At 28.0% G+C, this 12,805-nt stretch carries 16 protein-coding genes and 1 tRNA gene; 12 read left to right on the top strand and 5 right to left on the bottom strand.

What is annotated here, in order from left to right; all coding sequences use genetic code 11:
* Positions 1 to 9 precede the first annotated feature (9 nt).
* From KJR01_RS01480 to KJR01_RS01470, 3 genes are read right to left on the bottom strand one after another with little or no spacing between them, the layout of a single operon-like run.
* Positions 10 to 621: a type III pantothenate kinase gene (locus KJR01_RS01480; RefSeq protein WP_214116219.1), complete on the bottom strand. Its 612-nt coding sequence runs from the start codon at positions 619 to 621 to the stop codon at positions 10 to 12.
* Positions 618 to 1,538: a putative periplasmic lipoprotein gene (locus KJR01_RS01475; protein WP_214116217.1), complete on the bottom strand. Its 921-nt coding sequence runs from the start codon at positions 1,536 to 1,538 to the stop codon at positions 618 to 620. Before KJR01_RS01475 ends, KJR01_RS01480 begins: the two co-directional genes overlap by 4 nt.
* Entirely contained in the window at positions 1,535 to 2,044 is a 510-nt protein-coding gene (locus KJR01_RS01470) for a hypothetical protein (RefSeq protein WP_214116215.1), read from the bottom strand. The genes KJR01_RS01475 and KJR01_RS01470 overlap by 4 nt, the downstream gene beginning before the upstream one ends.
* A gap of 132 nt (positions 2,045 to 2,176) precedes the next feature.
* On the opposite strand from KJR01_RS01470, the gene gatC reads away from it, so the two are divergent.
* From gatC to KJR01_RS01420, 10 genes are read left to right on the top strand one after another with little or no spacing between them, the layout of a single operon-like run.
* Positions 2,177 to 2,455: an Asp-tRNA(Asn)/Glu-tRNA(Gln) amidotransferase subunit GatC gene (gatC, locus tag KJR01_RS01465; RefSeq protein WP_214116213.1), complete on the top strand. Its 279-nt coding sequence runs from the start codon at positions 2,177 to 2,179 to the stop codon at positions 2,453 to 2,455.
* 54 nt (positions 2,456 to 2,509) lie between these two features.
* The gene (locus KJR01_RS01460) at positions 2,510 to 3,556 is read left to right on the top strand and encodes a type IV pilus twitching motility protein PilT (RefSeq protein ID WP_275592004.1); all 1,047 of its coding nucleotides are present in this window, start codon (positions 2,510 to 2,512) and stop codon (positions 3,554 to 3,556) included.
* Positions 3,553 to 4,110 carry a CvpA family protein gene (locus KJR01_RS01455; protein ID WP_214116211.1) on the top strand — a complete coding sequence of 186 codons (558 nt, stop codon included), beginning with the start codon at positions 3,553 to 3,555 and terminating at the stop codon, positions 4,108 to 4,110. The genes KJR01_RS01460 and KJR01_RS01455 overlap by 4 nt, the downstream gene beginning before the upstream one ends.
* An 11-nt stretch (positions 4,111 to 4,121) precedes the next feature.
* Positions 4,122 to 4,571: a Fur family transcriptional regulator gene (locus KJR01_RS01450; RefSeq protein WP_214116209.1), complete on the top strand. Its 450-nt coding sequence runs from the start codon at positions 4,122 to 4,124 to the stop codon at positions 4,569 to 4,571.
* A 24-nt stretch (positions 4,572 to 4,595) separates the two neighbouring features.
* A complete protein-coding gene (lysS, locus tag KJR01_RS01445) occupies positions 4,596 to 6,080 on the top strand; it encodes a lysine--tRNA ligase (RefSeq protein ID WP_214116207.1) in 1,485 nt (494 codons plus the stop codon).
* 57 nt (positions 6,081 to 6,137) lie between these two features.
* Positions 6,138 to 7,373, top strand: a complete 1,236-nt coding sequence (gene glyA / locus KJR01_RS01440) for a serine hydroxymethyltransferase (RefSeq protein ID WP_214116204.1) — start codon at positions 6,138 to 6,140, stop codon at positions 7,371 to 7,373.
* On the top strand, positions 7,367 to 7,912 hold the full coding sequence (locus tag KJR01_RS01435) for a DUF1882 domain-containing protein (protein ID WP_214116202.1): 546 nt from the start codon (positions 7,367 to 7,369) through the stop codon (positions 7,910 to 7,912). The genes glyA and KJR01_RS01435 overlap by 7 nt, the downstream gene beginning before the upstream one ends.
* Before the next feature lie 10 nt (positions 7,913 to 7,922).
* Positions 7,923 to 8,717 (top strand): SPOR domain-containing protein, encoded by a 795-nt coding sequence (locus tag KJR01_RS01430; RefSeq protein ID WP_214116201.1) that lies wholly within the window; start codon positions 7,923 to 7,925, stop codon positions 8,715 to 8,717.
* On the top strand, positions 8,707 to 9,468 hold the full coding sequence (locus KJR01_RS01425; protein WP_214116199.1) for a shikimate dehydrogenase: 762 nt from the start codon (positions 8,707 to 8,709) through the stop codon (positions 9,466 to 9,468). Before KJR01_RS01430 ends, KJR01_RS01425 begins: the two co-directional genes overlap by 11 nt.
* Positions 9,443 to 9,814 (top strand): YraN family protein, encoded by a 372-nt coding sequence (locus KJR01_RS01420; RefSeq protein WP_214116197.1) that lies wholly within the window; start codon positions 9,443 to 9,445, stop codon positions 9,812 to 9,814. The genes KJR01_RS01425 and KJR01_RS01420 overlap by 26 nt, the downstream gene beginning before the upstream one ends.
* Before the next feature lie 28 nt (positions 9,815 to 9,842).
* Here the strand turns inward: KJR01_RS01420 and KJR01_RS01415 are convergent, their stop codons facing one another.
* Both KJR01_RS01415 and KJR01_RS01410 read right to left on the bottom strand, forming a co-directional pair.
* Positions 9,843 to 10,616, bottom strand: a complete 774-nt coding sequence (locus KJR01_RS01415) for an exonuclease domain-containing protein (RefSeq protein ID WP_214116451.1) — start codon at positions 10,614 to 10,616, stop codon at positions 9,843 to 9,845.
* Positions 10,617 to 10,681: 65 nt separating this feature from the next.
* Positions 10,682 to 11,086 (bottom strand): acyl-CoA thioesterase, encoded by a 405-nt coding sequence (locus KJR01_RS01410; protein ID WP_214116195.1) that lies wholly within the window; start codon positions 11,084 to 11,086, stop codon positions 10,682 to 10,684.
* A gap of 199 nt (positions 11,087 to 11,285) precedes the next feature.
* On the opposite strand from KJR01_RS01410, the gene KJR01_RS01405 reads away from it, so the two are divergent.
* Together KJR01_RS01405 and KJR01_RS01400 are read left to right on the top strand one after the other, a co-directional pair.
* Positions 11,286 to 11,360 (top strand) — tRNA-Glu (locus KJR01_RS01405).
* A gap of 92 nt (positions 11,361 to 11,452) precedes the next feature.
* The gene (locus tag KJR01_RS01400; protein ID WP_214116193.1) at positions 11,453 to 12,655 is read left to right on the top strand and encodes a uracil-xanthine permease family protein; all 1,203 of its coding nucleotides are present in this window, start codon (positions 11,453 to 11,455) and stop codon (positions 12,653 to 12,655) included.
* Positions 12,656 to 12,805: the final 150 nt, after the last annotated feature.

Genomic DNA, 12,805 nt, shown 5'->3' with positions numbered 1-12,805 from the left:
TTTATTTATTTATAAATTCAAGTCTTTAATTAATTTTTGCATTCCTTGGAATACTAAATTTTTCTCATTTATTGCGTTTTTAAAAAACTGACTTAAAAAGCTTGCATCTCCACCAGTTAGATAAATTATCTCATCATTAGCAAAATCATTAATACTATTTACAACACTTGAAATTATCCCGTAGCTAATAGCGTCTTTTGTGGAATTTGGTAACGAATTTAAATCAATAGATGTATTTAATTCATAATCTAATCTACAAGAAATATTCTTATAAGCATTAAGATATGATTGAATACCTGGCAAAATAAATCCGCCTAAATGTTTGCCGCCACTCATTTTATCAATTGTAATTGCACTACCAGCATCTACAATAATGCCAGAATCAATGCAATAACAAGAAGCAATTCTATCAACACCCAAACCAACATAAGAAGTATTAAGACTAAAATAAGGTTCAAGATTAATATAGTTATTAGGTAGTGTAGAAAAATTAGAATTTACACTTATATAAAATACTTTTTCTTTAAAAGAGTTTGGGATAAAGTCTTTTAACTCTATCCTTTTTGCATGTTCTTCTTTATAAACACAAGCTGTTGTGTTTCCAATATCAATTAAAGTCATTTCAATTCATAGCTTTTGTTGTTATAAAATAAAATATTATCCTTAAAATAAGCACCTGAATCTATTTTAGAATCTAAATTATAAACAGCTAATTCATTTAATTTATCATCTAATTTTATCAAGTATCCATTATGCTCTAAAGCATAAATAAAGTTATTATAAACATAAACATCACTATAGTTTGCATATTTAAATTTAATTTTTGTAATTTCATTTAATAAATAATCAAATTTATAAATTACGCCTTCATTTGATAAAATATAAATATAATTATCTTTTTCTAAAGCCTTTTTAATATTGATTAGTTTAGTATATGTTTTATTATCAATTATTGTAAATACCTTACTAGAACTTGCTGCGATTAATTTTTCACTATCAGCTTTTAAAAATACAACATTATTAAAAAATTCTTGAGTTCCTACATTTATACTTCTTATAAAAGTATTGGTATTGTTATTGATAACGATTAATTTGCCATCTAAGCTAGGAATTATTATCACATTGTTATTAAAACTAGGATTTGCTAATTTTTTCACCACTCCATTTGCTTGTCCGTAGTTTTCACTAAATAAATATTTTTGTTCTAACAAATCAAATATTATTATATTATTCAAAGCATCAACCATTACAGCCTTATTGCCTTCTGTTGCGATGCTTACAATTTTTGCATCAAATTTCTTATCAAAAATTACTTCTTTATCTTTTAAGATTTTTAAAAATCCTAAATCATTAGATAAATATAAGATATTATCTTGTTTGTTAATGATTTCATAGCCTTTAAAATTCTTCAAGATATTCTCATTTTTCGTTTTAATTGTTGTAAGCTTTTGAGTATTTTCTGGCTTATAGTATTGTTTTGAACCTGAACAAGCCGCTAAAAATACTAAAGATAAAGCTATTAAAGAATATTTTTTCATTGGTTACCTTGATAATGTTTTAAATTATTAGCAATTCTTAAAAATACAGAATTTGCACTTATTGAATTAAGTTTTACTTCAGCTTCTTTAATTTTATTATCTTTTAACAACGCATAAGCTTCTTGTATTGTTTTTAAATCTGTTAAGAAAAAATCTGATTTAAATTCTCTAGCTTTATAAATTTCTAACAATAATTTATCCTCATTACTAGGATTAAATTGTAATAATTCATCTAAATATTTTTCATCTAAAAGCACTGCTAAATATAAGTTAGGATTTAAAGATTTTAATTGATTTAATTTATCATTATTTTTAGTAATTAATAGCTCATTATATAAAGCATTTGCTTCTTCTTTTGTTTTTTGTTTTATAGAATCATTAATAGATGTTATAACAAAATAAGCAACAATTACGATTATCAAAAATATAAAAAGAAATTTGTATTTTCTAATAAATCTTTCAACTTTAATGCCAAATTCTTCTACGCTATATGAATTTTCTTTCAAATTAAATTCCTTAAAAATTAATAAAATTAAAGCTGAAATTGTAACAATTTTTCGTAAATCTTGATAAATTTAGTGCTATATTAAATTTTTATTATATAATCAGATGAAATTTTATTAAAGCAAGGTGAACTTATGGTAGTCAATGAAAAGCTATTAGAAAGATTAGAAAAATTATCATCAATTAGGTTAAATGATAATGTAAGAAAAGAACTAATTGCTGATTTTGATGATATTTTAAAATTCGTAGATAATTTAAATGAAATTGATACTAATAATTTAAAAATCAATAATTTAAATTATACTCCACTAAGAGAAGATATACCACAAAAATCAGAAGTTATTGAAGATATTTTAAAAAATGCACCATCTACAAATGGACATTTTTTCTCTGTACCTAAAATCATAGAATAAGGAAAATAAATGGAAGAAAATATTCAAACTCAAGATAGCGTTAATACCATTCAAATGAATGGAATTTTAACATTTATGAAAGAAAATGATGCGAGTGATTTGCACTTTATTCCTGGTAGAAAACCACTTTTAAGAATTCACGGAACTTTGAATGATTTGGAATTTGCTGTTTTAAATTCTGAAATTATTAAAGCTTCTTGTTATAGTATTTTATCAGACGCACAAAAAGCAACATTAGAAGAAGAAAGAGAACTAGACTTCGCTTATGCAGTTGAAGGAGTAGGGCGTTTTAGGGCAAACTATTACTATGTTGAAGAAGGAAAACTTGCAGCTGCATTTCGTCTAATTCCTGAAAATATCCCTAGTTTAGATGATTTAAAAGCACCACCAATTTTTAAAGAATTAATCAAAAAAGAAAAAGGACTAATTCTTGTAACAGGTCCAACAGGTTCTGGTAAATCAACAACTCTAGCAGCAATGTTAAATGAAATCAACGCAACAGAAAGTAAGCATATTTTAACCATAGAACACCCAGTTGAATTTATGCATAAAAACAAAAAATCAGTATTTTCTTACAGAAACGTTGATATAGATACTAAAAGCTTTCAAACAGCTTTAAAATATGCTTTAAGACAAGACCCTGATATCATCTTAATCGGTGAGATGAGAGATAGAGAAACAATAGCAGCAGCAATTACAGCAGCTGAAACAGGTCACTTAGTATTTGGAACCCTACATACAAACTCAGCTATGCAAACAATCAACCGTATCGTAGATAGCTTTAGTGGTGGAGAGCAAGACCAAATTAGAAATATGTTATCGTTTTCATTACAAGCAGTTATAGCACAAAGCTTAATACCTAAAAAAGGTGGTGGTCGTTTAGCAATTCACGAAATTATGATTAATAATATGGCTATCGCAAACCTTATTCGTGAAAACAAAAACCATCAAATATATTCACAAATGCAGTTAAATCAACAAGGCACAGGTATGAAAACCCAAACACAAAGCTTAGTTGAAGCGGTTCGCTCTGGTTTAATCACTCGTGAGCTTGCTTTAAGATATAGCACTCAATATAATGAGCTAGTGAATTTGATATGAATAGCGGCTTAATACTAGATTGTGTAATAATTGGCGTAACGCTAATTTTAGGTATTGGTGGAATTATTTCAGGACTTATTAAAGAAGGTTTTGGATTAGCTGGTATTTTAGTAGGCGTATATGTAAGCACTAGCAATTCAGAAAAAGTAGGGGCATTAATTAATCAATATGTTTATAAAAGCGATAATGAGCTTTTATTAAACCTATGTGGTTTTGTTATAACTTTAGTTATAGTTTGGGGAATTTTTCTTATTTTAGGAAGAATAATATCAAAACTAGTAGCCTTAAGCGGACTTGGAATAATTGATAAAATTATGGGATTTATATTTTGCGCTGGAAAAATATTTATAATTTTTTCTATAATTGCATCTTGTATAAATGCCTTACCTATAATAAATAGTAAAGTAAACCAATTTTTTGCAAATAGTATGATGTATCCTGTCTTAATTCAAACAGGTGGAGCAATCGCTAATATACAAGCGATTCAAAATACTATAAATACAAAAAAAGAAAATTTATTAAATAATGAATTAAAAGAAGAAAATTCAAAATAAAAGGAGAAAACATGGAAAATATGGAATACGATGTATTATTAGAAGAATTTAAAAAAATTCTAAAAACAAGTGGATTAAAATACACAAAACAAAGAGAAAGTTTATTAAAATTACTTTATAACAATGACGAACACTGCACTCCAGATGAACTTTATGAAGCATTAAAAGAAATGGATCCTAATCAAAACATAGGTATCGCAACAATTTATAGAACTTTAAATCTTTTAGAAGAATCAGGAATGGTAACTTCAATTTCTTTTGGAACTGCAGGTAAAAAATTTGAGCTTGCAAACAAGCCACACCACGACCATATGATTTGTAAATCTTGTAATAAAATTATAGAATTTCAAGATGATATAGTAGAGCAAAGACAATTAAAAATTGCAAAAGAACATGGTTTTAAACTATCAAGCCATTTAATGCAATTATATGGAACTTGCAAAGAATGTCAAAAAAAATAATTTAATATAAAGAAAGGTAAAAATATGTTTGAAAACCCACTAGAACAGCAAAAAATTAGTAAAGCTAACGAGCTAAGGTCTTTAGGTATTAATCCTTATTCTCATTTTGTAACAAAACCGATGAGTATAAAAGAATTTAAAGATAAATATGATTTCATAAATGAACTTGAAGAAAAAAAAGCAGAAGAAATCTGTGAATTAATCGGTAGAATTAAATTTATGCGTGATGGTGGGAAAGCCGTTTTTGCGAACATTGAAGACTTTAGTGGCTCAATTCAGATTTATTTTAATAAAAGCACAATTGATGAAACTTGGTTTGATAATATTAAAAAACTCATAGAAGTAGGCGATATTATCAAAGTTCGTGGTTATGCTTTCGTAACAAAAAAAGGCGAATTTAGTATTCATGTAGATAAATTAGATTTAGTTACTAAAAGTATTTGCGTATTACCTGAAAAATTTCACGGCTTAGTGGATATGGAAAGCCGCTATAGACAAAGATATCTTGATATGATTATGAATGCTGAAATTAGACAAGATTTTGTTAATAGAAGTAAGATTGTTTCATTTGTTAGAAGATATTTTGAAAATCTAGGATTTTTAGAAGTTGAAACTCCTATGATGCACGAAATTGCAGGCGGAGCTAACGCAAGACCATTCATTACTCATCATAATACTTTAGGTGTTGATAGATTTTTAAGAATTGCACCTGAACTTTACTTAAAACGCTTAATAGTTGGTGGTTTTGAAGCTGTATTTGAATTAAATCGTTGCTTTAGAAACGAAGGAATGGATCTTACTCACAATCCTGAATTTAGCACGATTGAGTTTTATTGGGCTTATCATAATTATAAGGATTTAATGAATTTAACTGAAGATTTATTAAGCAAATTAATAGCTCACTTAGGACTTAGCACTACTATTACATACGATGATAAGCAAATAGATTTTAGCACTCCATTTGCAAAAATTCCATATAAAGATGCCTTAGTTCAAATAGGTGGTATTGATGCTGCTATAGTAAATGATAAAGCTGCAATTTTAAAGAAATTAAAGGCTGATGGATTTGAAGCAAATGAAAAATTAGATTTAGGACATTTACAAGCAGAATTATTTGATAATTATGTAGAAGATAAACTTATAAATCCTACATTTATTACGGATTTTCCAGTATCAATTAGTCCATTAAGTAGAAGAAGTGATGAAAATCCTGAAATAGCTGAGAGATTTGAATTGTTTATAGCTGGAAAAGAACTAGCAAATGGATTTAACGAATTAAATGACCCACTTGATCAATACGAAAGATTTTTGGCTCAAGTAGAAGCTAAAAAAGCTGGAAATGACGAAGCATGCGAAATGGATGAAGATTTCGTAAATGCGTTAGGGTTTGGTATGGCACCAACTGCAGGTGAGGGCATAGGAATTGATAGACTTGTTATGATGCTAACTAACAAAAAATCAATCAAAGATGTAATATTATTCCCTGCTATGCGTCCTAAAAAGGATTGATAATTTCAATTTGTGAATGATTACTAGCGAGAATTTATATAAAAAAAAGGGGTTAAGATGATATTTGATACAGAAATTAATGAAATTATAAAAGAAGAATTTAAAAGACAAAATGAGAATTTAGAAATGATTGCTAGTGAGAATTTCACTTTTCCTGAAGTTATGATGGCTACAGGTAGTATTCTTACAAATAAATACGCAGAAGGCTATCCATCAAAAAGATATTATGGTGGTTGTGAAATCGTTGATAAAGCAGAAGTTTTAGCAATTGAGCGTTGTAAAAAATTATTTAATTGTAATTACGCAAATGTTCAACCCCATTCAGGCTCACAAGCAAATCAAGGTGCATACGCAGCATTATTAAATCCAGGAGATATTATTTTAGGAATGGATTTAAGTGCAGGTGGGCATTTAACTCACGGCTCAAAGGTAAATGCAAGTGGCAAAGTATATACTAGCTATAGCTATGGAGTAGATGAAAATGGTTATTTAAATTATGATGAAATTGAAAAAATTGCCCTAGAAGTAAAACCAAAATTAATAGTTTGTGGTGCTAGTGCTTATGCTAGAATAATTGATTTTAAAAGATTTCGTAAAATTGCTGATAAAGTAGGAGCATTTTTATTAGCTGATATTGCACATATTGCTGGTCTTGTAGTAGCTAATCTTCACCCAAGTCCATTTCCACACGCTCACATAGTAACTTCAACAACTCATAAAACTCTAAGAGGGCCAAGAGGTGGGATAATAATGACTAATGATGAAGAACTTGCAAAAAAAATAAATTCAGCAATCTTTCCTAACCTTCAAGGTGGTCCATTAATGCATATTATTGCAGCAAAAGCAGTTGGATTTAAATATAATCTTGATGAAAGTTGGAAAACATACGCTAATCAAGTTATAAAAAATTGCAAGGTATTAGCCGATGAATTGCTAAAAGAAGGATTTAAATTAGTAAGTGGTGGAACTGACAATCACTTGTTGTTAATGGATTTTAGTGATTGTGAATTTAGTGGAAAAGATGCTCAAATAGCATTAGAAAAAGCAGGTATTACAGCTAATAAAAATAGCGTTCCTAACGAAAAGCGTTCTCCTTTTATTACAAGTGGATTAAGACTTGGCACTGCTGCACTTAGTGCTCGTGGTATGAAAGAAGAAGAAATGAAAGTAATAGCACAGACAATAAGCCTAGTGCTAAAGAATTTAAATAACGATGAAATTATAAAAAAAGCAAAAGAAACTACGCTAAAATTAAGCGAAAATTTCCCATTATATAAGGACTTAAAATGTTAACAAGCAATGAATTAGCCTTAATTAAAATGATTAATTCACATTATTTTATAAAAAGAGATACTATAGTAAGCAAAATTGAGCATAAAGGTAGAACTTTTTTTAATAAGTATGAAAGAGTTAATGAGTTTTTATCTCCAAGCTTAATAAGAGAACATTCAGAAGGTAAAATAACAATAGCTCACAATTTAATAAACGCACAAGATAAAGTAGAAAATATAGTATTTGACTACAATGGTTTTAATACTGAAAAATTTTGGCATAGAGCTCAATTATTATTAAGAGAAGAAGGTTTTATTAATTTCACAGCGTATAAAAGCAAAACGCCAGGTCATCTTCATTTATATATTCACAAAGGTCATACTGCATTTGCCGAAGGTTGTGGATTAGCTAATAAACTAAGTGCAATGTTGGCTCAAAAAATGCCCGTTGAATGGAGAGTATTTCCAACACTTGATATGCCTAAGGAATACAATATTTTAGCATTACCTTATGAAATTTATCAAAAAGAGCGTGGGGCATCTTGGTCAAAACATATGTAAAGGATTGAAAATGCAAGAACACAATAAATTTGAAGATTTAGTTTTAGAAAGTAACAACAAAAAGAATAAACAAAAACAAATGTTATTTAAGATAATTATAGGCATAATAGTTTTTCTAATTGCCTTAATTATATATAAATTAATAAGCAATGGAGATAGTCAAAAAAGCCCATTACCACCGATAGAACCTAATGCTACATTTGAACAAAAAGCTCAAGATAATGAAGTTTTTGAGAATTTAAAAAGTGAAAATGATGGTTTTAGTGATGATTTTACATCTTTAGAAGAAAGATTAAAAAAAGAAAATAATATAGTAGAACCAGAACCTAAAAAATCTCAAGAAGTTCAAAATGTTGTAAAAGAATTAGCAAAAGCAAATCAACAACCTACGCCAGCACTTGAAACTCCTAAAGAAGAAGTAAAACCTACTGTAGTTGAAGAGAAAAAGCCTGTGGTTGTAGAAGAGAAAAAACAAGCTACTCAAACAACAAAACAAGAAAACTCAGTATTTGATACATTAAATGTTAAAAAACCAGTTGCTCAACAAGAAAAACCAGCAAATAAAGCACCTACTACAAGTGATAATGGAAGCTATATTCAAGTATATGCAGGTAAAAATATTGACCTAAAATCACACGAAATTAAAAAACTAGATACGCTAGGATTACAATATAAAGTAGTTACTGATAATAAAGGTATGAGTAGAGTAATTGTAGGACCTTATTCAAATTCTGATAAAGCAAATGCCTTAAAATTTGTAAGAGATAATGTGAAAAAAGACGCATTTTATTATCATGCAAAATAATATTTACGGAGTGATAGGAAATCCTATCGCTCACTCAAAATCTCCTATAATTCATAATCTATGGTATGAAAGATTAAATATAAATGCTAATTATGAGAAAATTTTAGTAGAAAATCCAAATGATTTAAAAAACACAATTTTAAAATATAAAGGTGTTAATGTAACTTTACCTTATAAAGAAGAAGTTGCAATACTAGCAAATTATAAAGATGAAGGCGTTATAAACACAAAAGCAGCAAATACTATAATAAATGATAATGGAATTTTAAAAGCTTATAATACTGATATATTTGGATTTTATGAACCTATAAAAAATTACAAAATAAACAATGCCTTAATAATAGGAGCTGGTGGGGCTGCTAGGGCTGTTTATTATTCTTTAGCAAAAAATAATATAAAAACTAAAGTAATTAATAGAAGTAAAAAAGATGATTTTTTATGCGAAGTTCATACGACATTAGATGAATTTGAATTTGATTTAATTATAAACTCAACAAGCGCAAGTTTAAAAAATCTACTACCTTTAGAAGAAAATCTTTTAGAAAAACTAGCAAAAAATACAAAAATTGCTTATGATTTAGCATATAATCACGATATATTTTTAGATTTTTGTAAGTTAAAAAATCCAGATATTATTACTCAAGATGGACTTGATATGCTTATTTTTCAAGCAGCCCTTGCTTTTGAATATTTTTGCGGAATTTATCCTAACGAAGATTTAATAAATGAAGCAAGAGAACTTATTAAATAAGAGTATAAAAGGACTAAAATCATATATTTTTGGCTATGAAAACGAACAAAAAGCTAAAAAATACTTAGAAAAAAATAATTTCACAATAATTAAAACAAATTATAAAACCAAATTTGGAGAAATTGACATAATCGCTTTAAAGGATAAAACCTTGCATTTTATTGAAGTAAAGTCAAGCAAAAATTATGAAAGCGAATATTATTTAACACCAAAAAAATTAGAAAGAATTATAAAATCTATTTATATTTTTAATCAACATTATGAAGATTATAATAATTTAAATTATTGCATAGATTTAATAGCAATAAATGATAATAACATTAATTATATAGAAAATATAACATAGAAAAAATGATAATTTGAGATTTAAATTCTCAAATTAATCCTAAAAATTTCTTGATAGAATATTTTAAATCTTCATCATCTAAATTATTCATAGCCCACAACAAATATCCATTATCAACAGCTCTAACCTCATCAAAACTTTTGCCCTTGTATTTTCCAAAGCTAAATTTAGTGCTAATTAATGGGGCTTTTGTAATTTCGTGCAATTCTTCATAGTTTTTATGCTTTAATAACTCATCTAATAATAATTTCATAACCAAAACATCGCCTATCGCATCATGAGCTTTTATAATTATTCCTAATTTTTGTGCTTCTTCTTGCTCAATTTTATAAAGCCCTAAAAAATATCTTAAATATTGCAATCTATGATGATTAAAATCAGGAAAAATAGCCTTAGCGCACTTATAAGTATCAATTAATTTAAAATTATTTTGAAAACCTTCTTTTTCTAACATTCCTAAATCAAACTTAATATTATGAGCTATTAAGTAATTTTCGTTTGAATTAAGTTCATTTAACATTTTTGAAAATTTCGTTTCACTAAATTTTGGCTTATTAATAAGCATTTCAGGGGTTATATTATGAACTTCCATAGCTTCAAAAGAAATATTTACTTCGCTACTGCATAATTCATCAAATACTAAAACTTTTCTTTCTTGTATATTGTCAAAAATATTTTCAGCATATTCTATTTCATTAAATTCATATTTTTCACTATCAATTACCAAAGCACCTACTTGAATAATCCTATCTAATTCTGTATTTCCTGTAGTTTCTGTATCAAATAAAACATATTTCATAATTATCCTTAAAAGTTTTTTTAATTCTAACAAGTAAGTTTAAAAAGTAGGTTGAATAAAAGGGATTATTAAAATCCCTTGTAGCGTTTTAAATTTTCATCAATTTTGATTTTTTCTCCGTTTTCATCAACATTTACATAAGTTAAAAGTGCACTTGTAACAGGCACACAAACTCCATATAATTTAGGAGTGCAGCGTTCAGCGATAACTTCTACTTGAACTTGTATTGATGTGCTTCCAACTTTTACAATATCAGCATAAAAGCTCACAATATCTCCAACATAAACAGGTTTTTTAAAGGTCATTTGTTCAACTGCGATAGTAACTACTCTACCATTTGCTATTTCTTTAGCTGCAACTGCACCAGCTAAATCTATTTGACTCATTATCCAACCACCAAAAATATTGCCTGCAGGATTTGTATCTTTTGGCATAGCAACTAATCTAAGCCTTGCTTCTTTTAATTCTTTCATATATTCTCCTTATAAAAAAATGTAAATATTAAACATAAAAGATTAAAATTATCGTTTTTAAATTGAAAATTTTCATCAAAATTACAATTTTTTACAAAAATTTTAAAAAAATTGAAAAAAATTTTTATAATTTAAGAAAACTTTAAGAATTTTCACATATAATAACGGCTTTTACATCACAAGAAAAAACTTCTTGAAAGGCCCATTCGTCTAGCGGTTAGGACATCGCCCTTTCACGGCGGTAACACGAGTTCGAGTCTCGTATGGGTCACCAATCCTCCTTTATGTTTATTTAATTTAATGAAAAAAATCCTTTTTTACCTTACCCCTGTGAGATAATAACTCAAAATAAAAAAGGATTTTTTTATGATTAAAGACGCGATATCTGGACTTCAGATTTTATTCGTAGCCTTTGGTGCAATGGTATTAGTTCCTTTACTTACCGGACTAAATCCTGCAATGGCTCTTTTAGGTGCTGGGTGCGGAACGATTATTTTTCAAATCATTACGAAATTTAAAGTTCCTATCTATCTTGGCTCATCATTTGCATTCATAACCCCTATAATTTATTCTATGAAAGAATGGGGAATTAATTCAACTATGTTTGCCTTATTTTGCACAGGATTTGTTTATTTTATCTTTGCTGCAATTATCAAAACAAAAGGTGAAAGTTTTATTAGCAAACTTTTTCCCGCAGTTGTAATTGGCCCTGTAATTATCGTAATAGGTCTTAGCGTTGCTGTAAGTGCGGCTGGAATGGCTATGGGTATGAGTGGTTCAACTCAAGTAATTGATAAAGATATAGCTTTAATGCTTTCTACTTTTTCATTCTTAGTTACTATTGTAATTGCTATTTTTGGCTCAAAAATGTTTAAATTAGTTCCTATTTTAATAGGTGCTATTTGTGGATATATTTTAGCCTTTATTTTAGGCTATGTTGATACTAGTGCAATTAAAGCTGCACCTTGGTTTGCAATCCCACATTTTGAAACACCTAGCATTAATTTTAGTGCAGCAATTTTTATGATACCTGTTGCAATTGCTCCTGTAATTGAGCATATTGGTGCAGTTATGGCAATAGGTGCAGTAACTAAAAAAGACTATACAAAAGACCCAGGTCTTCATAGAACTTTAAGCGGAGATGGTGTTGGAGTTTGTGTTGCAGGTTTAATAGGTGGTCCTCCAGTTACAACTTATTCAGAAGTTACAGGTGCAATAATGATTACAAAAAACGCACAAGTTAAAATTATGACTTGGGCTGCAATATTTGCAATATTACTTGCATTTGTGGGTAAATTTAATGCCATTTTACAATCAATTCCATTGCCTGTAATGGGTGGAGTTATGATACTTTTATTTGGAACAATTGCTAGTCTTGGGATTAAAACCTTAGTTGATGCTAAAATAGATTTAACTAACAATAAAAACCTAGTAATTATTAGTTCTACTTTGATTGTAGGTGTTGGTGGGCTTAGTGCTAGTTTTGGAAGCGTTTCGTTTTCAGGAGTTGGACTTAGTGCCTTACTTGCAATCATTCTAAATCTAATCTTACCTAACAAACAAGATTAATTATTAATTCAAATTCTTTTTAGAATTTGAATTATTATTTTTTAATTTTTTCTTAAATTCTAAAATTTGTTACGAAACTTAACACTTTTTAAAAAAATTATCCATTTTCAATTATTTCAAATTGTAACTTTGTTAAAATCTAACATTTTT

The organism is Campylobacter sp. 2018MI10 (genome assembly GCF_018501175.1).
In the GTDB taxonomy this organism is placed as follows: domain Bacteria; phylum Campylobacterota; class Campylobacteria; order Campylobacterales; family Campylobacteraceae; genus Campylobacter_E.
This window is presented reverse-complemented; position numbering and strand designations above follow the sequence as displayed.